Source organism: Paraburkholderia sp. D15, assembly GCF_029910215.1.
Classification (GTDB): Bacteria; Pseudomonadota; Gammaproteobacteria; order Burkholderiales; family Burkholderiaceae; genus Paraburkholderia.
Genome location: NZ_CP110395.1, coordinates 1,107,377 through 1,128,269, shown reverse-complemented (window position 1 = coordinate 1,128,269; position 20,893 = coordinate 1,107,377). Strand labels below are relative to the sequence as shown.

29 protein-coding genes are annotated in these 20,893 nt (G+C 62.6%); 9 read left to right on the top strand and 20 right to left on the bottom strand.

The genetic code is table 11. From position 1 onward, the window contains the following. Position 1 precedes the first annotated feature (1 nt). From LFL96_RS04940 to LFL96_RS04925, 4 genes are read right to left on the bottom strand one after another with little or no spacing between them, the layout of a single operon-like run. Complete coding sequence (locus LFL96_RS04940; protein WP_280998689.1) at positions 2 to 589, bottom strand: phage tail protein I; 588 nt, start codon at positions 587 to 589, stop codon at positions 2 to 4. Beyond that, a complete protein-coding gene (locus LFL96_RS04935; RefSeq protein ID WP_280998687.1) occupies positions 567 to 1,463 on the bottom strand; it encodes a baseplate J/gp47 family protein in 897 nt (298 codons plus the stop codon). Before LFL96_RS04935 ends, LFL96_RS04940 begins: the two co-directional genes overlap by 23 nt. Continuing rightward, a complete protein-coding gene (locus LFL96_RS04930) occupies positions 1,460 to 1,795 on the bottom strand; it encodes a GPW/gp25 family protein (protein WP_280998685.1) in 336 nt (111 codons plus the stop codon). The genes LFL96_RS04935 and LFL96_RS04930 overlap by 4 nt, the downstream gene beginning before the upstream one ends. Positions 1,796 to 1,797: 2 nt before the next feature. Beyond that, entirely contained in the window at positions 1,798 to 2,016 is a 219-nt protein-coding gene (locus LFL96_RS04925; protein ID WP_280998683.1) for a hypothetical protein, read from the bottom strand. A gap of 233 nt (positions 2,017 to 2,249) precedes the next feature. On the opposite strand from LFL96_RS04925, the gene LFL96_RS04920 reads away from it, so the two are divergent. Next, the gene (locus LFL96_RS04920; protein ID WP_280998681.1) at positions 2,250 to 2,903 is read left to right on the top strand and encodes a hypothetical protein; all 654 of its coding nucleotides are present in this window, start codon (positions 2,250 to 2,252) and stop codon (positions 2,901 to 2,903) included. A 13-nt stretch (positions 2,904 to 2,916) separates the two neighbouring features. Here the strand turns inward: LFL96_RS04920 and LFL96_RS04915 are convergent, their stop codons facing one another. The 16 genes from LFL96_RS04915 to LFL96_RS04840 form a co-directional block, all read right to left on the bottom strand. After that, positions 2,917 to 3,600 carry a phage baseplate assembly protein V gene (locus LFL96_RS04915; protein ID WP_280998680.1) on the bottom strand — a complete coding sequence of 228 codons (684 nt, stop codon included), beginning with the start codon at positions 3,598 to 3,600 and terminating at the stop codon, positions 2,917 to 2,919. Then, positions 3,597 to 4,100, bottom strand: a complete 504-nt coding sequence (locus LFL96_RS04910) for a hypothetical protein (protein WP_281000572.1) — start codon at positions 4,098 to 4,100, stop codon at positions 3,597 to 3,599. The genes LFL96_RS04915 and LFL96_RS04910 overlap by 4 nt, the downstream gene beginning before the upstream one ends. 55 nt (positions 4,101 to 4,155) lie before the next feature. Further along, positions 4,156 to 4,701 carry a phage tail protein gene (locus LFL96_RS04905; protein ID WP_280998678.1) on the bottom strand — a complete coding sequence of 182 codons (546 nt, stop codon included), beginning with the start codon at positions 4,699 to 4,701 and terminating at the stop codon, positions 4,156 to 4,158. A gap of 20 nt (positions 4,702 to 4,721) precedes the next feature. Next, the gene (locus LFL96_RS04900) at positions 4,722 to 5,030 is read right to left on the bottom strand and encodes a hypothetical protein (protein ID WP_281000570.1); all 309 of its coding nucleotides are present in this window, start codon (positions 5,028 to 5,030) and stop codon (positions 4,722 to 4,724) included. A 22-nt stretch (positions 5,031 to 5,052) separates the two neighbouring features. Continuing rightward, positions 5,053 to 6,048, bottom strand: coding sequence for a major capsid protein (locus LFL96_RS04895; protein WP_280998676.1), 996 nt, complete (start codon positions 6,046 to 6,048; stop codon positions 5,053 to 5,055). Between the two features lie 44 nt (positions 6,049 to 6,092). After that, positions 6,093 to 6,437 (bottom strand): head decoration protein, encoded by a 345-nt coding sequence (locus tag LFL96_RS04890; protein WP_280998674.1) that lies wholly within the window; start codon positions 6,435 to 6,437, stop codon positions 6,093 to 6,095. A gap of 81 nt (positions 6,438 to 6,518) precedes the next feature. Beyond that, entirely contained in the window at positions 6,519 to 7,649 is a 1,131-nt protein-coding gene (locus tag LFL96_RS04885) for a head maturation protease, ClpP-related (protein WP_280998672.1), read from the bottom strand. After that, the gene (locus tag LFL96_RS04880; RefSeq protein WP_280998670.1) at positions 7,636 to 9,219 is read right to left on the bottom strand and encodes a phage portal protein; all 1,584 of its coding nucleotides are present in this window, start codon (positions 9,217 to 9,219) and stop codon (positions 7,636 to 7,638) included. Before LFL96_RS04880 ends, LFL96_RS04885 begins: the two co-directional genes overlap by 14 nt. After that, on the bottom strand, positions 9,216 to 9,422 hold the full coding sequence (locus tag LFL96_RS04875; RefSeq protein ID WP_280998668.1) for a hypothetical protein: 207 nt from the start codon (positions 9,420 to 9,422) through the stop codon (positions 9,216 to 9,218). Before LFL96_RS04875 ends, LFL96_RS04880 begins: the two co-directional genes overlap by 4 nt. 19 nt (positions 9,423 to 9,441) lie before the next feature. Then, positions 9,442 to 11,637, bottom strand: coding sequence for a terminase gpA endonuclease subunit (locus LFL96_RS04870; RefSeq protein WP_348638414.1), 2,196 nt, complete (start codon positions 11,635 to 11,637; stop codon positions 9,442 to 9,444). Then, positions 11,534 to 12,043: a MarR family transcriptional regulator gene (locus tag LFL96_RS04865; RefSeq protein ID WP_280998666.1), complete on the bottom strand. Its 510-nt coding sequence runs from the start codon at positions 12,041 to 12,043 to the stop codon at positions 11,534 to 11,536. The genes LFL96_RS04870 and LFL96_RS04865 overlap by 104 nt, the downstream gene beginning before the upstream one ends. A gap of 263 nt (positions 12,044 to 12,306) precedes the next feature. Next, positions 12,307 to 12,777, bottom strand: coding sequence for a hypothetical protein (locus LFL96_RS04860; RefSeq protein ID WP_280998664.1), 471 nt, complete (start codon positions 12,775 to 12,777; stop codon positions 12,307 to 12,309). Positions 12,778 to 12,791: 14 nt separating this feature from the next. Next, positions 12,792 to 13,895 (bottom strand): helix-turn-helix domain-containing protein, encoded by a 1,104-nt coding sequence (locus tag LFL96_RS04855; RefSeq protein WP_280998662.1) that lies wholly within the window; start codon positions 13,893 to 13,895, stop codon positions 12,792 to 12,794. A gap of 70 nt (positions 13,896 to 13,965) precedes the next feature. After that, complete coding sequence (gene dnaB / locus LFL96_RS04850) at positions 13,966 to 15,342, bottom strand: replicative DNA helicase (RefSeq protein ID WP_280998660.1); 1,377 nt, start codon at positions 15,340 to 15,342, stop codon at positions 13,966 to 13,968. A gap of 68 nt (positions 15,343 to 15,410) precedes the next feature. Then, the gene (locus tag LFL96_RS04845; protein ID WP_281000566.1) at positions 15,411 to 15,935 is read right to left on the bottom strand and encodes a hypothetical protein; all 525 of its coding nucleotides are present in this window, start codon (positions 15,933 to 15,935) and stop codon (positions 15,411 to 15,413) included. 94 nt (positions 15,936 to 16,029) lie between these two features. Continuing rightward, entirely contained in the window at positions 16,030 to 16,263 is a 234-nt protein-coding gene (locus tag LFL96_RS04840) for a hypothetical protein (RefSeq protein ID WP_280998658.1), read from the bottom strand. Positions 16,264 to 16,417: 154 nt separating this feature from the next. Here LFL96_RS04840 and LFL96_RS04835 point away from each other — a divergent pair, with 154 nt between their 5' ends. The 8 genes from LFL96_RS04835 to LFL96_RS04800 all read left to right on the top strand — a co-directional run bounded on the left by LFL96_RS04835 (position 16,418) and on the right by LFL96_RS04800 (position 20,890). Then, positions 16,418 to 16,888, top strand: coding sequence for a helix-turn-helix transcriptional regulator (locus LFL96_RS04835; protein WP_280998656.1), 471 nt, complete (start codon positions 16,418 to 16,420; stop codon positions 16,886 to 16,888). Then, positions 16,836 to 17,309 (top strand): hypothetical protein, encoded by a 474-nt coding sequence (locus tag LFL96_RS04830; RefSeq protein WP_280998654.1) that lies wholly within the window; start codon positions 16,836 to 16,838, stop codon positions 17,307 to 17,309. Before LFL96_RS04835 ends, LFL96_RS04830 begins: the two co-directional genes overlap by 53 nt. A gap of 136 nt (positions 17,310 to 17,445) precedes the next feature. Continuing rightward, the gene (locus LFL96_RS04825) at positions 17,446 to 17,673 is read left to right on the top strand and encodes a hypothetical protein (RefSeq protein ID WP_280998652.1); all 228 of its coding nucleotides are present in this window, start codon (positions 17,446 to 17,448) and stop codon (positions 17,671 to 17,673) included. A 37-nt stretch (positions 17,674 to 17,710) separates the two neighbouring features. Next, complete coding sequence (locus tag LFL96_RS04820; RefSeq protein WP_280998650.1) at positions 17,711 to 18,145, top strand: beta-hexosaminidase; 435 nt, start codon at positions 17,711 to 17,713, stop codon at positions 18,143 to 18,145. Next, a complete protein-coding gene (locus LFL96_RS04815; RefSeq protein WP_280998649.1) occupies positions 18,145 to 18,384 on the top strand; it encodes a hypothetical protein in 240 nt (79 codons plus the stop codon). The genes LFL96_RS04820 and LFL96_RS04815 overlap by 1 nt, the downstream gene beginning before the upstream one ends. Continuing rightward, a complete protein-coding gene (locus LFL96_RS04810) occupies positions 18,377 to 19,027 on the top strand; it encodes a hypothetical protein (protein ID WP_280998647.1) in 651 nt (216 codons plus the stop codon). Before LFL96_RS04815 ends, LFL96_RS04810 begins: the two co-directional genes overlap by 8 nt. Further along, on the top strand, positions 19,020 to 20,435 hold the full coding sequence (locus LFL96_RS04805) for a ParB/RepB/Spo0J family partition protein (RefSeq protein WP_280998645.1): 1,416 nt from the start codon (positions 19,020 to 19,022) through the stop codon (positions 20,433 to 20,435). The genes LFL96_RS04810 and LFL96_RS04805 overlap by 8 nt, the downstream gene beginning before the upstream one ends. Next, positions 20,435 to 20,890, top strand: a complete 456-nt coding sequence (locus LFL96_RS04800; protein WP_348638413.1) for a hypothetical protein — start codon at positions 20,435 to 20,437, stop codon at positions 20,888 to 20,890. Before LFL96_RS04805 ends, LFL96_RS04800 begins: the two co-directional genes overlap by 1 nt. Positions 20,891 to 20,893: the final 3 nt, after the last annotated feature.

The window sequence follows — 20,893 nt, the reverse complement described above, 5'->3', positions numbered from 1 at the left end:
GTTACTGATCCGTAAGTGAGAGGCGGCGATACAGGGCCGGCCGCACGGCCGCCGCAACGCGCTGCGTACCCTGCATCGATACCCCCTGTGTAAAGGTGTAATGCGCACTCGCGCGCTTGGCACGATCGATCTCGGCGATGATGTCGGCGACATAGGCGGCCGTGGCCGGCACCCCGTCGCGGGCGCTGACCGTCATGACGATCTCGAACGTACCGCGCGGGCCCGGCGGCTCCGTCTCGAACCATTCCCGTAACGCGAGATTGGCGCCGAACGTGGCGATCACCTCGCGCACGGCTGCAACCGTGCCTTTCTTGCGCGCGATCGGAATCGCCGCCTTCACGCGCGCACGCTTGACCTGCTCAGGCCAGTAGTCTTTCCACGTGTCCACGCCCAGCGCCCATGCGAGCCACGGCAGCAGCGCGAGCGGAATCGCATCCGGGTTCATCAGATCGGCAAGCGGGAGCGCAATGTCATCGCTACGCGCACTGACCGCCGCGATGCTCCGCTCGAGCTTCGTTGAATTCGCCGGCAGCAGACCAGCCGGAAGCAGGCCAGCCGATAGCAGACTATTGCTGCGCTCCGCCGTCATACACGCCTCCGTCAATCAGTTCGATGTCCGTGCAGAAACTCGCCTGCCCCTTCGACACCCGGATTCCGTCCGGCGGCGTTTCCAGAATGACTTTCTGCACACCCGGTACCCGGATCGCGGCATGCAGGCCGTCCGTGGTAACTTCCATATCCAGCTGGTGCATGTCATCGGCGTACTGCCGTGCGCGCTTCCTGGATTCCGTCAGCACGACGGACCGGTCGGGACCGGCGAAGAACACGAGGGTCGCGCGGATGCGATAGCGGATGATCTGCGCGCCGCGCACCGTCACTTTTTCCGCCAGCGGTCGCACATCCTCGGCGCGCAACGCTTTCGTCACGATCCCGATCAGTTCTTCACTGGCCGTGCCATCGCCCTCGCGCGAGAGGATCGTGACGACGATTTCGCACGGTGCCGGGCTCGTCACCGAAACCGACAGCACACGCCCGTCGGCATTTAACGCATGCGACCGGTAAGCCCCTTCGGGACCCGCTACCGAATAGCCCTGCGGCGCGAGTTGCGTGCGCGAGCGCAGGTCGTCGTCTTTTTCCTTGAGGCCCTCATCCCCGCTTTCCGGGTCGGCGGGCCTTACCGTGAGCCGGCCGATCCCGAAGAGCGCAGCGAGGTGTTCGAGCGTTGTGCCCGTCGCAAACGCGAGCATCACCGAGCGCGCGGCGTCGTTGGCCCGCGCCCGGTAACGCACCTCCCGGTATGCCGCGAGTTCGAGCAGCTTCACCACGGGATCGGATTCCAGCGCGGCGCTCCATTCGGGATAGATGCTCCGGAAGTGTTCCAGCAGGTCCTGATAGATCTCTTCAAAGTCGAGCGTCTCGACCACGTCGGGCGGCTCGATGGCCGTCAGATCGATGGTGTTCACGTCGTTACCTCCAGCAGCACCTCGCTGCCCAGATAGATGCCCTGTATCCTGAACGTCACCCGCGCGTCGAGGACCGACAGGACCGAGACACGCGAGAGCCGGATGCGCGGCTCCCACCGTCCGATCGCCCGTGCGGCCTCGGCCTGAACGGTCGAAATCCACCCCCGCGTGACCGGCAGGTCAACCATTCGCGGGATGTCGCTGCCGTAGTCAGGCCGCTCGCGCCGCGAGCCTCTGCGGGTCGAGAGAATGTCGCCAATGCTCTGCTTCAGATGCGCCACGCCGGCAATGGGCCTGCCGGTGTTGCGGTCCATACCGGTCACGGCGTCCATGCTCAACTGTCTCCATCGGCGCGCCCGACACGCTCAAACCCGGCGTGCTGTTCCAGGAAAGCAATGTGTTCCGGCATCGTAACGGCAACGCGACCCTGCTCGACTGCTGCGGTCCCGCCATCGGGAAACACCACCGTGCGCGATCTGAATGCCTTGTCGCGGAACGCGGCGGCCGGCATGGAAAGCGCGGCCGGTGTCTGGGAATCGTTGTCGTTTTGCATATCGGAATCCAATAAAAAAGCCCCGCACGAATGCGAGGCCAAAGTGACTTTGCCGGAACGGATCGGCGCACCGATAATCGCCGTGATCCATCATTTAAAAACGGGACCCGGGAGGCGCCTTGTTCAAGCGTAGAAGTGCTCATCTACCAAAAAACACGTTCGTTGCTGCTGTCAAACCAGCACGAGTTCGCGCGACATTCGCCTCGCGGCTGGATTCGTGGAGTCGCCACCCGATGCTGGTCGTGGCCTTGGGTTTCGTGCTTTCCACGATCCTGGGGACATGGATTACGCATCGTCTTGACCAGCAGCAGAAAGAGAGGGAAGCCATCACAAGAAGTCACGACGCTGTACGCGCTGCGACAGACGACCTCACCGTTTCCCTCGCGCAATACCAGATGCGCACCATGCACCTGCTCGATCAGATCGTCGCCCCTGCCCGCACCTCACGGTTTGATGAAGCCGCCCGTGACTACGAGACGGCCTACGCTAACTGGGTTGAGCGCAGCTCGGCGGACCGGGCAATCATCGAGCAGTTCTATCAGTCAACACCAGTGATCGATGACGTCCGGAATTACTTCTGGGGTTTCGAGAAGGTATCGAATGCAGTGGATGGCTGCCTGCGGCTATATCTCGCAATGCCTGGCCTTCGTGACGACATCGAACACGCCGACATAACCTGCCACTCGCTGCAGACAACCTTTGTACTGAGCAAGCAGATGTACGAACTGCACTTCTGTGTTCGCGGCTTCCTGGTGACCGCACGTCCAGATCCGAACCGCGATTTCGTGGAGCGCGACGCGGAGAATGTTTCGCTCCAGTCGCGCATGGCATTTTTCAAGCCACTGTGCAGGGAAGACAAGACGGGGTTGCTGCATGAAACTCCGTAGGCATCACCCACGGTTAGCCTGGTAACGGATCGCTTGTCGGCGCACCCTCGGCTCCGGTCATGTGCCGGTGCTTCGGCAGTGACACGCCCTGCGAGGTCACTTCACCCGTGAAATGTGCCTCGCCGTCGATCTCCGAAGCCGGGCCGCCTGCCGCGTTGCTGCCCGTCATGCCGCCCTGGAACGTCAGGCGTTTCTCTGTCGTGCTGTTGCCCGTGAACGTCGAGTCCGGCGCATCGACCAGCAGCTTTTGCGTGCGCTGCGTGATGCCCTGCGCCGTCAGTTCCATCTGCGTGTCACCGATGCGGAACACGATGCGCCCACCCGCCGGCACCGCAAACACGTACTCGTGCGCTTCATGGTCGTAATGCTCATGCGCGCCATCCGGCCAGTCAGTCGCGGTGAGACTGGCCGAGTGCCCGTTTGCGCCGCCATGCGTATCGCTGTAGAAGCCGGCCAGCACGAACGCGCCCGCGAGCGTGCCGGACGGTGCCAGCACAACCGCCTGCTCGCCGACTGACGGTGGGCACCACGTGCGCACGCGACCGGCCGCAAACGTCTTCCATGGAAGCAGTGCGCTGACCCACTCGCCGCTGCGCACCCTGCACCGTGGCGGGTCGTACTGGACGCTCTCAATGAAGCCGGCCTGAACGATGCTCGCGATCAGCCGGTCGACCTCGCCGATTTCATAGTCGCTCATAGGCTGGCAGCCAGCGACGTTTCCCCGGCAGGCTCCCGGTAATCCGCTTCATGCCCGTTGCCCGTCTCCGGATCGACGCCCCACACGACCACCGCACCGCTGCCCGGAAAGGGCTGCGTCACGTCGCCGAGGTCGAACTCGTGCGTCCACTCGACGAGCCACACGAGATAGGCGTCGAGCTCGGGCTTGAACGGATCGTCGCCGATCTGTACAAGCTTCGCGGGCGTGACCGGCACGCCCCAAGTCTCGCCCTGCACCGCGCACGCGATGCGCGCGGCCAGCTGGCGAACCGCCAGGTCTGCATGCGGCCCGAGCGGATCCACGATCGCACGGGCCTGAAACCGGCCAATGAGGGAGGTCTGCCCGTTGCCCGGATCGTGACCCGGCTCCATCTCCGACATCTCGATCGCAATGCACGGCGTCGGGATCCGCTTGCCGATGCGCGGATAGGCATCGATGGCCGGTACATCCGGCAGTCGCTCGCGCAGGTGCGCGGTCATCGCATCGTGAAGCGCGGCAAGAATGTCTACGCCTGCGCGTGTTTCAGCAATATCGTCAGCTACCTCGTCCACGACGCACGCCTCCTAACGCTTTCTGGATTTCGTAATTCACTTCCTGCTTCAGGATCGTCATGAGACGCTCCTCGCACAGTTGCGCGGCACGCCGGAATGCTGGGTCGCCGGTCTTCGACCAGTCCACCGTCACCACCTCGAAGGGTGTGCGCGATTTACCGGTGCGCCGGTAGATCGGACCATCGGGTTTTGCCTTCGTCTGCCGCCATGCACCGTCGAACGTGAAGCGTCCGGCACGGATGCCCTTTTTCGTCTCGCGCACCGAGCCGAGCCGGTGCGCCTCGACCGGATTCAGGCCGAGCCACACCTTGCCCGTATCGGCCGAGCGCATGAAAAAATAAAGACGCTTCCTGATCACCTTCTGCGGGATCAGCGTGCCCTTCGATACTTCCTTGCCGGTCTGGCTTTTGATCCAAGCCGCCGTCTTGCGCAGCGTGCGTCGCCACGCGGCCTGCATGGCCGACGCCGACAGACCCTGAAGGGCCGCAGTCACCTGCGCGGTGTCGATCTCCACCTTGAGCGCGTCCATGCTTTCTCCCCGCTGACAGGCTACTTTGGCCGCAAAAGCAGTACCGTCCAGCCCGTGCCGTCCGGTTGCAGTTCGAACACCACGTATGCGTCGCCATGGGCATCCGTGCCCACGAGGACGACACTGCCCTGACGAATCCGGGCGGCGTCGCCGTCGCGCACGCTGACCTGCGGGTGCTCCAGCTGCGTGCGCTGCCGTCCAAGATCCGGCCCGAGCCAGGGCGCGGCAAACATGCCGCGAACCGGTTCGCCGTCGACGGTGATGTCGTCGTCGGCCAGATCGCGCACCACCGCATCGTCGAGATCCGCGACAAGCTCACGGAATGACATGCCGTGTGACATACGGCGCTCCCTATACCTTCAGCCGGATGACAGCCTTCGGCCGCGTGCACAGGTGGATCGGATTGGACTGCGCCTCGAGCTCGACGCCCTTGCTGAAATCCATCAGTTCCTGCTTCGCGTAATACGGCAAACCGTTCGTGTTGACCGTCTCCATGTAGTCGGCCGGCGCGAAGCGCGTGATGAACAGATCCGGCACGCCTTCCGGCACGGCCCACGCTTCATCGTCCGCCACATAACCGACGTTGCCCACACGGCCCCGATAGCGCTCGAAGGTGACGCCGCCGAATTCGAACGTATCGCGCGGGTCACCGCGCAGCGCCGACGCCATCGCCGTCGCAAGATACGTTTCCTTGACCGACTGCATCACGATCAGGCGGTTCCAGAACTCGCGACCGCACAGCACGCGCACGCCGGTGAACGGCGTATTGCCTAGCGCATCCTCGATCGCGTCGAGCAGCGCCAGACACTTGATGCGCAGTTCGGCGTCCGGCTTCGCGAGGTCGAAACCGATCTCCGTATGCTCGATCTGGAACTGTCGCAGCAGATTGGCCACGACCGTCCTGCCGTCCGCATCGAGGATCAGCCCCTTGATCGCGCCGATGCGGTGGAATTCGGTCGTTGCATCGAGCTGCCGTCGCATCTTCGCGAGGCGCTTGTTCACTACCGTCTGGATCGCCTCGAGCTCGGACTCGGAGCCGAACGCGCGCAGATTCTGGATCTCGTCGGCACCGATCGCTGCACGCTGTGGCAGGTGAACCGTGTTGAACGGAATCATGTTGCGCTTGCTGCCGGTCACGACCGTGCCGGATGCGCCGCGCTGCCCGACCGGCACGAGCGCGAGGGTGTCGCCGTCGCGCTCGATCTGCACCACGGTCGTGGTAATGCCCTCTTCGTCGAAGAGGCCGAGCGACGCGAGGCGGCTGGGCACCTGCGGCTGTTCATTGATCGCTGCGCTGAGCGACGACAGCGAGAACGCGTCGTCGTTGAGAAGGGCGATATCCGCCATGTAATTCTCCTGTCCGTTAAAAGGGGTAAGCAGGATCGGGGCGTCTAGCGCACGATCACGTAGTGCGCGGCGAGGTCCGTGCGCGCTGCCGCGTCCAGCCCCGCGAGCAGTTGCGCGGCGACTTCAGCGAGGCGCACGATGCCGACGGCCGCACGCGGCTCGTCCGATGCAGCGAGCGGCCCGTAAAGGATTGCCGTCACCACTTCGGAGCCGTCCGTCGCCGCGTTGTTGTACGGCGCGTATTCGCCAGTGCCAGTCGTGCCGAGCAGTTGCCCGGCCGGCAGTGCGTCGCCCCTGGCGACAAGGATCTGTTCGCGCGAAATCCGGCCCGGCCCCTCCGAAAGGAGGAACTCGCCGGTGACACTGCCCTGGGTTTTGATGCTGTTCATGTAGTGGATTTCCTTTGCACCTCATGGCGCATGGATGGTTCTGTCAACGACGACCGGTCAAAGTCGCTTTGTTCACTGCGTTCACTTCGGATGTGCATTCATGCGAGCCCGCCTTACCGCATAAACCGAGGATGCTTTCGGGCCTGCCGGTGAGCCGGGAGACGCGCCATTCCCCGCATCGTTGATGACGGGCGGCTGGCGGTTGTTCACGCGCGCCTGTGTCTGCGTGACGCGGTCGAACAGCCGCGCGCGTACCTGGTCCGGGTTCAGTCCGTCACCGACAAACTGCGCGGTCAGTTCCGGCAGCTTTGCCGCGACACACAGGCCCGCGATCTCCGAGGCGTTACGCACCGCCGCGTCGATCGTTGCCCGATCCTTCAGCGCCGTGATCGTCGCGATGCTTTCCGCGCATGCCGACAGATTTGCTGCACGGCATGCGGCAAACGCGTGCGCGGCGAGCACGCCGGCCGGTTCGGGCGGCACGACATCTGGAGGCGGGACGACGGGCGCCGCATCGGGAACCGGATCCGCCGGCGGTGGATCGACCGGCAGCGGATCCGGCGCGGGCTTCAGCGTCTCATCGACGAGCGCCTGAACAGGCGACGGCGCGGACCCGAATCGCGCGAGCAGCCCCGCCGCGCGCACACTCGCCGAGAGCTTCACCGGCGCCTCGATCTCGTCGATGAAGCCCGCCTCCTTCGCTTCGGCCGCCGTCATCCATGTCTCGGCGTCGAGCATCGCGGTCAGTTCCTCGACGGACTTGCCGCTCTTGTTCCGGTACGCTGCGAGAATGCCGTCGCGCGCCTTGTCCATCGAATCGGCGGTCGCGCGCAGATCCGCCGACGTGCCGGCCGCCACCGTCCACGGGTTGTGGATCATGAGCATCGCGTTTTCAGGCATGACGACGCGGTCGCCCGCCATCGTGACGAGCGACGCAGCGGAGGCGGCCACGCCGTCCACGCGCGTCGTTACGCGTCCCGCGTACCGGCGCAGCGCGTTGTAGATCGCGAACGCATCGAACACGTCGCCACCGGGCGAATTGATCGCAACCACGATTTCCGCGGCGCCCGTGGCAACCTCTTCGAGCTGCGCGACGAACGTCTTTGCGTCCGTCCCCCAGAAGCCGATCTCGTCGTAGATCCTGATCTCGGCGACGCTCGCGCCCTGCGCGTTCGTGAGCGCACGGATATCCCACCACTTACGGTTTTTCATCTGCTGTTCCTGTCTTCGAAGAAGGCGCGGTCGCCGGTTCACTTGCCACGTCACCGGCCACATCGCCCGCGATATCGCGTGAACGCGGGTCAGTGTCGTAACGCAGGCCGAGGGCATCGGCCCGCGCGTTATCCGCCGCGTTCTCCTGATCGACCTGCTCGGGATCCTCGCCCTGCCTCAGGATCGACGCCGAGCGGCTTGTCAGCCCCGAGCGGATCGCAAGCTTCTGCGCATTCACGTCCTGCACCGGGTGGATGTACGGCCAGCCCTGCGGCACCCAGCGCACCCGCAGGTACTCGCGGCGCGTGAGGTGAAAGTCCGGCGCATCCATCGCGCCGGACAGCACACTCGCATCGACCCACCACGCCCACACGCGGCGGCAATACTGGTGAATAAAAATGTTCCACTGCACCTGCTCGACCGAGCGCCTGAACTCGTTGAGCAGCACGCGCAGCACGCGGTCGCTCACCTCGCGCAGATCACCGGTGAGAATTTCGTACGGCATGCCGACCGAGGCGGCGGCCGCCATCAACTGCTGGCGCATGAACGGTCCATAGTCCGCACCCGCGCCCGGCGGCGTCGCGAAACGCATGTCCTCGCCGGGCGCCAGTTCCTGCACAGTGCCGGGTTCGAGCGACACGACCGGCGAGAAGCCGTCCGAATCGAACTCGAGCCCCTCGCCCGTGACCGGATCGCCCAGCAGCCCCGGCTCCGCGTTGGGCTTCACCAGAAACCCCGCAAAAAGATTGCTGATCTCCTGCCGGAACAGCACCGCGTCGTCGAAGTTGTCGAGCGAATGCAGCCGCAGCAGCACCGTCGACAGTTCCGGCACGCCGCGCACCTGACCCGCGCGCAGCGGCTGGAACACGTGCGCGATGTCGTCGGCCGCCACCGGCGTCGTCAGCATCGAGCCCGACGAGACCAGGTTCGCCCGGTTGTATTCGCCGGGATGGCGGCGCAGCAGGTGGTATGCGACGCGCTGGTCATCGGCGTCGAACTCCACGCCGTTGACGATCTCGCCACCGCCCTGCGTCAATTCGTTTTTTTCAACCGGCAGCATGTCCGCTTCGAGCACCTGCACCTGCATCGGCACCGCGAGCGCGGCGTCCGGCCGGCGCATGCGCCGGCGCAGCAGCACCTCGCCATCACCGAAGAATGCGCGCGCGGCGAGCGTCTGCTGACCGTAGAAATCGAGCAGACCATCGCAGTCGGATTCGCCGACCCAGTCGTCCCATAATTCTTTCTGCTGCCGGCGGATCGCCGGGTCCGGATGCTGCGGATGCGGCTGGATACCCGTGCCGATCGTGTTCGACACGAGCCGCGAGATCGCGGTCTTCGCCCACGGATCGTTGCGGATCGCGTCGCGCGCGCGGCTGCGCAGCAGCGGCAGGTTCTGCACTGCGGCGGCGTTCGGCCCTGCTCTCGACGTCTGCCATGAGCGCCCGCGCGCACCCGATGCGCCAGCAGCCTCATAGGCCGACGCTTTCAGGCGGCCGGCCGCGAGACGCGTGGGCAGCACGAAGCCGCGCTGCGCGAGCGATGGATAACTGCCGGAACCCGCGCGCTTCATCGGATGCCCTTGCCCGCGTGTCGCAGGCGGAATACGCGCGAGCGCGGCGTGGCGCGATCGAGCGCGCGGACGATCTCGGTCTGCGCTTCGCGCAACTCGGCGATGCTCCGGTAGCGGACCTTGCGATCCGCGTACTGCACCTCGAGCTCGCCCTTCGCAATTGCCGACTGGATGCGGGCCAGATCCGCTGCGGTATAGGCCATATGCGGCTCCCGTAAATGATTAACGACGCTTCAGATAGGCCGAGCGGCCCGTGCGTCGCCCCTGAAAACGCAAAACCCCGCTCGTGGGCGGGGTTTCGTGTGGAATGGTTCGTGTTGCGTTCGCGGGTACGTTCACCGTGCCGACTGCTACAGCTGACGGTTCGCGTGCCGGACCCGGCGGGCCGGTGGCTGCATCGGACGAATCAAGTTCATCGCCCCGCGTTCCCGTCTCGACGGTCGCCTGCGACGACACCGCGTCCCCATCTGCGACCCGCAGCGCCGTCGCCACCGGCATCGTGTCGAACAGCGATGCCTGTGCGAGCCGGTTCTGCTCAATCATCCAGTGCGCCTCGGTCATGAGGTGCGTCTTGATGCTGCGCGCGGCGTGTAATGCATACACCTCGCAGTCGAGCGCCTCGTTGCGCGCACCGGCCTTCTTCTGCCAGACGCGCTTGCCGCCGATGCGCCCCGGCACCTTCACCTCGGCGGTAAGCTGGTGCAGGTAATCGGCACGCACACCCTGATACCAGTGCAGGCGTCCCGGCCCGTCGCCTTCGAGCTTGAGCCGGTTGTCGAGAATCAGATCCTTGGCACGGCTCACGCCGACCATGTACGGGCGCAAGCCGTATTTCGCGGCCTTGCTGTTGTTGCGCACCGAATCGACCGACGTCTTCGGCACGCTGAACACTTCCGCACCGACATCCTTCGCGCCCTTGATTGCCATGATGTTGATGCCGCGCTTCTGGGCGACACGCACGTAGCGATACACCGCATCGGAGGTCGAGCCGTCCGACGAGTCGATCGACGCCGCGCGGATGCGCAGCACCCAGCCGTTTGCATGGCGATAACCCTGCGTCAGCAGTTCGGTGAGCGCACCCCACACGCCACCCACCATCGGATCGTTACCCTGCTCGAGCACGTTGCCGTAAATCTCGTCCCAAAGGACGAGCCAGCTTTCCTCGCCACGTCCCCACGCACGCAGCAACACCGCGATGCGGTCGTGCTGGACGTCGATGCCGATCGTGAGCAGCAGCGCGCCAGCCGGCACCGTAAAGACCGGATAGTCGAGCGCACGCGCCGCGAGCAGTTCGATCTCCGGAATGTCGCTCTCGTATTTGTATGGTCGCCCTTCGGTGTTGTTCACGAACGAACGCATCTTCGTGTCGTCGCCCGCGCGCAGCGCCTTCTCTGCAACCAGGCGTTTCTTGACCAGTTCCGCGAGGCGTGAGCCCGGAAACGGCGACACCAGCTCGTTTAAGCGGAAACCGGCCACGCCGTGAAACGCCGCGGTCGCGACCCATCGTCCGTGACGCACCGCGCGAAAGCGCGCGGTGTCATCCCACAGGCTGCCGCAGAAAGGGCATGTATAGCGGGCCGAATCGGGGCGCGCGAGGCCGAACACCTCGTGAGGCTTCTCCGCATCCTCCTGCCACGTGACGTTATCCCACGCGAGCTCGTGCTCTTCGCCGCAGTCGGGGCACGGCACAAGATAGCGCCGCTGGTCCGATGCTTCGTATGCCTGCGCAATGCGCGAGAAACCATCGACGGTCGGTGTGCCGCCGAAAATCACCTTGCGGCGGCTGTCGGAATAACTCTTGTTGCGCTCCTCGAGCAGCGTGATCGAATCGCCCTGCTCGCGCACGTTCTGGTTTGCGTCGTCCGGCTCCTCGACCGCGACCACCGGCGCCGGTGTCGACTTCACGTCGTCCGGCGCATTCGAGGTGATGAACTTCAGAAACCCGCGCGCGAACGTCTTGTGATCCCACAGGTTGTTCCGGTCGCGGCCCGCGTGGACCGGCAGTTTTGCGGCAAGGCGCGGTGTGACCTCGACCATCGGCTCGAATTTTTCGAGATTGAATTTCTTGGCCGACTTCTCTTTCGCGAACATGATGATGATCGGGCACGGATCGATATCAATGCGCCGGCCGACATAGTTCAGCAGCACGCCGTCCGTCCAAGCCACCTGCGCGGATTTCATGCACACGACCTTCTGCACGCGCGGATCGTCGAGCGCCGCGTGCATGCCCGGCACCCACGGCGTGATGTCCGGGTTGTACCTGCCGGGGCTCGCCGCCGCTTTCGCGCTCAGCCGCCGGTGCCGACGCGCCCACTCAGTCGTCGAGAGCTTCTCCCCCGGCTTGAGCAGCGCCGCCAGACGCCGCAGCACCGCGTGTACTGTCTGGCTCGTATCGAGCCAACTGTTCGAGGCATCCATTGACATGCCCATTCAGGATTTCGACATCGATCTCGACGCCGTAGAGCGTACGAAGCTCCTGGACCAGTTTGTCCGGCAGCGAGACGAGTTCCGATTGAAACGCGCTGACCATCTGGCCATAGGCCCGCTCGAGCTGCTCCGCGTTCACGAGCTGCCCCTTCTTCTCCGCGAGCGTGAGGATCTTGATCTCGCGCTCCACCCGTTCGGTCATCGCACGCTCGGTGGCGAGATCGTATCCGCCGTCGCCCACCCGGCCCGCCGCGATGCCGCGCAGGTGCCGGATGTATTCGACGCGAATATCGTCCATCGATGACTGCCGGTGATCGATGCCGAGCTTCTCGACCAGCCGCGACACCGCAGACTGGTCCAGATCGAGGTGATCCGCGATCTGCTGCTGAGTGGGCATGAATATGACCCCCCTTGATGTTTCGCCAGTAGAGGAAAAACGCGGGTGTGAGCCCCCGTGTCTCCAGCGGCCATAGGGTCCCCGGTGGCTTGCGGCGGTGCCCTGCCCGCGCTCGACCTGCCGTGACTCAGAGACCAAAGGCAAAAAAGCCCCGGCGCGAATGCGGCGAGGCTTCAATTTCTTCCGGACGTGCAGCGACCCGGAACAGGCCGCGTCACTCGGTAAATACCGGAATCAAGTTGTAAGCCCGAAGTGTAGTTGAGCTATCTTGTTTCCGCAAGAGGCTGCATTCTGGATTGATCGCTGCAATCGTCGCATTCGCCATCACACTGCGCGGCACGTTCGGCATTGAGCCGGTCAATGATGGCCTGCATTGACACGTATTCGCGCTGCGGCTCGCGTCCCATCTCAAGCAACTTTTCTCCGATCGCGCGCTTCGCATGCGTAAGCGCCAGATCGAAGATCGATGTGGGCCGCACTTTCAGCCCAAGCCTTCGGCAGATGAAGGCGGGCGACGCACTCCACACAAAGTGCATCTGCAGGACCTTGCGATCGAGCGGCATTAATCGCTGCCATGCGCGCTCGACCTTCTGCGCATCTTCGGCGTTGAGCGCCGTGCTGACGGTGCGACCACCCACGTTCGGAAAATAGATCGATGCTACCAGCGTGTCGCTGTGGCCAGTGCCCCCGCGCATCGCCTTCGCCCAGTTGTTCAAACGTTCATCCAGCGTCATGAGTTGTTCCCCGTTCAGTCTTCGTACTGGCCGATGTGTGCCCGGCAGTAGCCGCGCCGGGATGAGCCGGCACCGATGATGGTGGTCGCAGTCCGCGTGCAGCGGCATCCATCTTCGACGTGCGCGCATTGCCGGTCATCTGCCTGTGCCGACGCACCGGCAGCCGACGCACCGCCCGGTGCCGCTTTCAACGCGAGCGCATCGTTGCGCCGACGCCGGATTTCGTCCCAGTTCTTGCGCAGCCGCGCGGGCGAGACCATCACCTTCGACCAGAACCGGTCGCGATCGGCCCAGCCGAACAGGCCGGCAATATGGCGTGCACCGCGCCCGTCGACCTGCAGCATCTGCCGGATCTCGGCGACCCACGCGGGCATGTCTGGCGTCCCAAAATCCGGCAAACGCACGCGGATGCGCTCAAGCATCCAGGCCGCAAGCGACTCCGCCGTGCCTTCCTCATCGGCTACGTTCTGGACCGCCTCATGCGCCACTTCACCCGCTTGTCCTTGCCATTGTGATTCGCTGAAATCCTCTCTCTGCCCAGCTATGGCTTCGTTCACCACCGTGGGTTGAGGATTAGAGAGGTTTTTATATGTACTTCTGTTTACTGGTTTACTAGTTGGAACGTGGTTCAGGTAACTTTGCGAATCCTCCGCATCCTGGGCGTCCCCAGCGGCACGCTCAGAAGTCTCACCGGAACGTCGTTCGGGTGACGCAGCAGAGTCACCTGAACGACGTTCGTGGTTGCCTGTTTTGTGTGCAACTCCGGAACGTTGTTCGGAATTGCCAAAGCTTTCAGCAACATCGGAATCAGGTTCCTGCCCACCGGCTGCGAGATCGAAGTCGATAACATCGCGCTGGCGCAACGCGATCTCCTTCGGGACCGACAGCCGGTAATGCGCGTGCGCCCAGCGGCGTGCAGGCCGGCGCGACCGCCAGCGCGTGAGCCATCCGTTGCTTTCAGCCACCGCCAGGTGGTTACTCACACAACGCTCGGACAGGCTCGCCTTGCCCGCGATCGTGCCGATCGACGGCCAGCAGATGTCGTCCATCGCGTTTGCGTACTCGGCAATCACAAACAGGACCAGCTTGGTGGTCGACGGCAGATCGCTCTCCGTCATCGCACGTCTCCAGGTGAAGAATGGGGAAACAGTCGTCATAGGTCAGTTGGTCAATCTCTGAAGCTTGAATTCAATAGCCCGCGTCCGGCTCCGAGAAATTCTCGAACCGGGTAATGGCGTTCTGGAATGCGAGGCGCACGGTGCCGATCGGCCCGTTGCGCTGCTTCGCGATAATAATTTCGGCCGTGCCCTTGTCGGGACTGTCAGGGTTGTAGACTTCGTCGCGATAGATAAAGAGAATCACATCCGCGTCCTGTTCGATCGAACCCGACTCGCGCAGATCGGACATCACCGGGCGCTTATTGGGCCGCTGCTCGAGGCCGCGGTTAAGCTGGGACAGCGCGATGACCGGCACGCGCAGTTCGGTGGCGATCTGCTTCAGCGCCCGCGAAATGCTGCTCACTTCCACTGCACGCATTTCCGGATTCGCGCCATCGCCAGACATCAGTTGCAGATAGTCGATCACGACGACGCCGAGCTGGCCACACTCGCGGTGCAGACGTCTGAGTCGGGTTTTGAGCATCGACGGCGTAAGCGACGCGCCTTCCAGCATTCGGATATCGGCATCGGCCATCACCTTCACGCCGTGCGTGACGCGCGACCAGTCCTCGTCGTCGAGCGTGCCCGTACGCAGACGATGCTGATTCACGCGCGAGACTGACGCGAGCATGCGGGTCACCAGTTGTTCCTCGGGCATCTCCATCGACACAACCGCCGCCGGAAGTCCAAGGCGTGCGGCGACGTGTTCAGCGATGTTCATGGCGAACGAGGTCTTGCCCATCGACGGTCTGCCGCCGACGATAACAAGTTCGCCCTCATGCATGCCATCAAGGCGCCGGTCAAGGTCATCAAAGCCGGTCGCGGTCCCCGTGACGCCGCGCTTATCCTCGCGCTGGGAGAGTTCGTCGATACGCTCAAGCACTCGGGCCAAAGTACCTTGCATCGGCCTGAACCCGTCGTCCTTGCGCCGTTCGGTGTCTGACAGTCGCAGGAAGGAGGCTTGCGCCTGGTCGATGATTTCCGACACCTCCCGCCCGCCCGTGTGATGACAGAGGTCGATGACCTGGCGGGCCGTGCGCAGGCACCCACGCAGCATTGACCGGTTGCGCACGATCTCGGCATAGCGCATTACGTTCGCCGCGCTCGGTGTCGACTGGACGAGCTCGTTGAGGTACTGCAAAGGGCGCTTGATCTTTGCGCCGCTTGACTGCAAGCGCTCGAAGACCGTGACCACATCCGCCTGATGCTGGGCGAGAATCAGACCGCTAATCGTCTGGAAGATCAGACGATTTTCCAGCAGCGTGAAATCGTCGGCCGCAATCAGATCCCCGATCCGGTCATATACGCTGTTATCCAGCAACAAAGCACCCAGCACCGCGTGTTCAGACTCGATCGATGCGATAGGTCCGGTAGGGGCGTGCGCTTCCAATGGGTCGAGTGCGCCCATGGCTCTCCATGATGATCCGTAAGGTATTGACGTGGGAGGCCGCGTCGCAGCCGTACCCGGCAAGGACGTTACTTGCGCCGCAGTTTGGCGAGGCGCGTGGCCGTATAGATAAGGCGCTGGAAAAGTCGCTGACCCTTGCGGCTGACGACCGTCAACTGCTCAACCTCATGTAGATCGATCCGCCGATCGGCGACCGCGCGCACCACTTCGCCGGCCACTTCACCGACATGCACCTGCAGGTCGAGCGTCGCGCGGGCAAGCGCATTTACGTCGTGAGAGCTGTCAACCTCATCCGACAGCGCGTCGCCTTGCCGCTCGGCGATCAGGCCAAAGCGCTCGCTCAGCGCGTGGATCGGATCCAGGTAGTGCGGCTGGCGTTTCTCCTCCATCCACTCGATCAGCAACTCGAACATTTCCATCGAGAGTCGGTTATCGCCTTCGCCACGTAGACGCAATCGAAGCGACTCTGTGGCGATGTTCTTCCCGCGTCGCAACGTCAGGAAGTTCGCTGCATCTGCCACGCCCCCTGGTGTGTTACGAACCGACGCGTACAACACGTCAAGCCATTCTGTTTCGCTGTATCGGCAGGTCATCCCGGTTGTGCCCTCTTTGCACGTGTGCGCTTTCATACTGTGCACGCCCGCCCCACGCTTTTAGGATGCAGGCGAGTAGATATTCGAAAGAATTTCAATGACCCGCGAAAGCGCCACCGGACGCAGCTGACCGCTCCGGACGACGCGCGAAGTAATCGTGCAGCGCTTGGACCGTGGAGACGCGCGGGTCGGAAACTACGCCGCTAGTGATTTTGATAAGCGTCGGATAGGGGACGCCCGATTGGGCTGCCACTTTGCGCAAATTGCCCTTCTCGCAAAGAAGACGCCGACGAACGGCGCTGAGCCACTGTTCGTGATGCTGTTTCATAACAACCTCCCGTGGTAGATGAACTGCGAGAATACCCTTTATTGGTTATTTCGGCAACGAAAACTACCCGCTATGAGATAACCATATTTGGCAATATGAGTGGATGACAGCAAAACGCGCGAACGAAATACTCGCCCGCAACATACGGCGACTGATGGATGGCCACCCGACTCTGGCCACACAGACGGCGCTCGCGCGAAAAGCAGGGATCTCGCAGAGTTCGATCCAGCGCGTCCTGACGGCCGCAGTACATCCTCAACTCGACGTGATCGAAGCCATAGCGAGTTCGTTCAGGGTGACGCCGGCGCAGCTATTGATGGAAGATCTTGATACCGGGACTGTCGGGGTTTCGCGCGATCATACGGAACTGGATGGCCTGTCGGAAACCGATAGAGATAAAGTCGCGAGCTACGCCCGATTTCTGCGTCATGAGAACCAGGTCAAATCCGGCGCAGAGAGATTAGCCGAAGAATTCATTCGCCTCTCCGACCTCCGGGAATTGAGTATTGACGAACTGGCGCAGGTCATGCGCCCCGCCCTTCGTGAGCCTAACGATAACACGCTCACGAATCATGAACCAAAGCACTCAGAGACCAAATCAGCAAAACGCCGCACGGGTAATTAGCATCGAGCAGTACCGGCGCTCTGACCATCTCCGGCATACCAAAGAACATCCACTTGTCCGCAGAGCAAAACTCATTCAGGCGACCGCAGACGCACAACTTCAGGACCCTGACGCGCTACCCATAGCCACCGCAATGGTGGTTCTGCGCTCCGATGGGCGCTTGTCATCCGTGACTGAGGCGATCGAGCCGGAACAGATCAACCTCATTGCAGACGAACTCGAAAACCTTGCCCGTCGACTCCGGGCAAAACGCCGCAGCCGACCAACCACCCACCATCAACGCGGCTTCAGTTGTCTGGGCAGCATCCTCTCGTTGTTTTTTCTGGCGGCGACCTACATCAATGAGAGCGCGGCAGTGGACGTAGCTCTGTCGCTTGCAGCTCAACTGTCGATCTTGATCATCGCACGTCAAGGCAATTAGCCCTCGTCAGCCGAGACCGTAACGGGTTTCGGCTACGACTTTTTCACCTTGAAATATCCATTAATGGATTGACAGACATTGCCACAAATGGGTAATCTTCGGCCCGAACGCGATCCTGCGTAACCCGGAGAACTTCATGAAAAGTGTCGACACGAATTCGCCAGCACGTCAGGCGTGGCTCCGCTCCATCCAGGGGCTGCCAACAGAAATCCCCGAAGGCTTTACGATCATCCGCCAAAGTGACTTTGAAAAGTCCGCTGCATGGAGAGCCGTCTTCGTATTCGCTGCCATCGTCATAGGCATCACGGTTTTCCAGCCTGAACAGGCCCAGCCTCCGCGCTCCACCTACCGCGTCACCACCTAGTCGGGCGCCCCCACGCTGCGCATCTGTCCCGCTACCTGTGACCGACATCGAAAGCCGCACGCGACAGCCGATCAACCCGCGCCGGGCGGACGCCTTCATCCCGCTGGCGATATCGAGCAAAACCGCAATGCAAAAATTAAACGTTGCTTTCTCAACCGAGCTATCACGCCGGGACACCATTCGTCTCCGTTCGATCGTCAAGTACGATCCGAGGGCCCCGCGCGCAACGACACCCATGATGGTCGGCCGGTATGTAGTCGCACGCCGTCCGCTGCATGGCAGTGTCCACACGCTCTACATGATCATGGACGGCTCGACGGTCGCTCATACGTCTATCTCAGCGCCGAGCGCAGACGATTGCCGTTCAGCCATCGCGAAACACGAACGCCGCATTGCCGCCGCGTTGACCGAAAAGACGACTACCGAGGCAAAGCGCAAACCGCGCGCAGCGCATGTGAAGGAGGCAGCTTAATGCTTGCCCTTCTCGTCGCTATCGCTACTTGCTGCGCTGCGTGGTTCCTCACTGGCCCCACTCCGCAACGTCAGATCGGCTTTCTATTCGGCCTCGCCGACACAGCCCTCTGGCTGTTCGCCGGCTTCTCGGCGGGCAAGCTTTTCGTCGTCATCGTCGCCGCGTTCTGCGCGCTGTGTTTCGCACGTCCTTTTCTTCGCGCGCGGCTCTATTCCCGCCTCCGGAGGCAACATGGTTAATGAACTTTCTCCGATCTGCAAAGCGCTGATCGCATTGCTGTCCAGTCGCACGTCGGTCATGAGCATTAGCGACATCAACCGGGAACTGGACTATGCCGACGTCGACGCAGTGCGTGCCGAACTGCGCATGCTGGTGCGCGCGGACCTTATTCGACAAGGCATTCGTACAAGCGATTCGCGAATTGTCTACTGGTTTTCGACAGCCGCAATTGACACAAGTGACGTCCGCGACCAAACCCTTGCCGATGTCGGAGAAGCTGCGGAAAGGACTCTTCTTTTTTTCAAAGCGGCCAGTCAGAACGTTTCTTCAGATGCCGGCGATCGACGCTACATTGCCATCAAAGCAACGGCCCCCGAGTTGCTCGAGCGAGCGGCCGAACACATGAAGGCACGCGCGGCCACGTATGACAAGCCCGCAGGTGAGCGAAGCATGGGAGCGACTGTCACCGCCTTCAACGTTATCACGGGCCGCGATCTCGCCGAGGCCGAAGGCCGGCTACTCATGCAGTTATTGAAGAACGTCCGTCTGTTCCAGCGCCCGGGCTTTCACGCCGACAGCGCGGAGGATGCCGTCGCCTACACAGCACTTATGGGCGAAGCTAAAGCACGGGACGCCGAAACTGCCGGAGGTCAGAATGCCTAAAACCAGCCCACTCGTTCTCGACGCGATGATCGTCACTGGTAACACTAAAGCTGCCGTTAAAGCTGCCGGCGGCGGATCGTCCGACCTGTGGACAGTGCCGCCCGAACAGATCCACTACGACCCACGTGATAACGTTCGCCCGCTTGATCAGGACCGTGTCCGACACATCGCAAGCCTGATCAAAGCGAACGGCTATGACCGCAAGCAGCCGCTCGGATGCTTCGTGCGAAAGGTCGGCAGCGAAGATCGCATCTTCGTCTACGCCGGCCAACATCGTTATCACGCCGCGTTGCTTGCGATCAAGGAAGGCGCGCTGATTGATCGACTCCCCGTTGTGATCGACGAGGCAAAGTCAGTCAACCGCACGAACCTTATCTATGCTGGCATCACGACGAACGACAGCGAGAAGCTGACTCCGCTGCAGCTGGCCGAGAAGGTTGTCGAACTGCAGGCACTTGGCGAACCGAACGCAACCATTTGCAAGCGCCTCAACATCACGGACCAGACGATCCGCGACGTGCTCCTGCTCGCCCGCGCGCCAGCGGGGCTTCATAAGCTAGTTCGTGAAAAAGTCGTGTCGTCGACGCTCGCGATTGACGAGATCCGCACGCATGGGGGTGAGAAAGCGCTTGAACGGCTTCAAAGCGCGGCGGCGAAGGCTATTGCTGGCGGAAAAGCAAAGGTGACTAAAAAAGCCCTCGCAAAGACGGCATCGCAAAAGATAACGGAAGCCCATGCAAAGCAACTTTTGCGTGGGCTGCAGGCGGTGCTACACGACCAGTCTTTCGGAGCGCTCCTGCCGAGCACGATTCAAGCGGTACACGCGGCGCTAACGCCGCTCGCAGACATGCTTGATGCGCCAACGAAGAAACCGCTGACCGCGCCCGATCCGCTTGTTCCGGACGACGTAGTTTTCGTCGACGGGATACACGATCCGATTTCGTATCCGCTCCACACACCGAATGCTAACGGTGTGTTCGAACACTGCGAGCGAATTGCAATGCCAAAGCCGCCCAAACATCGCGGCCTCTGCCCGGCAGAGATCATGCTCGCTCATGCGAACTCGGGCTCTTGGATCTTCGCAACCAGCTATGCACTGCAGAAGGCAGGCGCCAGTTCGCTACCGTCGATCAACGCTCACACGGTGTTCCATTCCAGTCGCTTCAAGGCGATCCAGGCCGCGCGCGATCAGTTGATAGAGCGGTTGTCCAGACCCGATCACCGAACTGACAAACTGCGCCCGATCATCCGCAAGTGGCTTGATGACGTATATATGGCCGAGCATCGCAAGCTGCGCGAGCTTGCCGGTGGCAGCGCGCATTTCCGACAGCAAACGCCCCCTGCCAGCAAAGTGGCGTCTTTGTCGCCTCAGTCCGCGTGGCCTTTCCCGTCTGGCGGGCGCCCCTGATGGCTTCCCCGGCCATTTCTACCCCACGTCCGCCGCCGCGTAAGCGGGATGCAGCGGACAAGCGCCCAAAGCTCACCCCCACTGGTGTCGTTCCGGCGCACGCATCGAACGACGACTTCAGCAGCACCGGGCTCGCGCCCGCCAAAGCGATCCAGACAAACGAAGCGCCGGTCGCGCGCCGAAAGGCTAACCAAACGAAGGAAGGCGAGTCGGATTCCCGACTCGCAAACCGTACGCGGATCGACACCATTCGCGTCGAGATCCGCAAGCTGGTCGACGAGATCGCACTTGGCGCGGACATTGAGCTGCTCGACCTCATGCGCGACGAGGTAGGTAGCTACAGCCGGCACAAAGCGGCACAGGAAGCGCGCACATGGGCTAACGCCGCAGGCGTCCAGCTCGAAACAGGACTGATGATGCTCGACCGCGCGATGCGGCCAACAACGACGGAGTAAAAA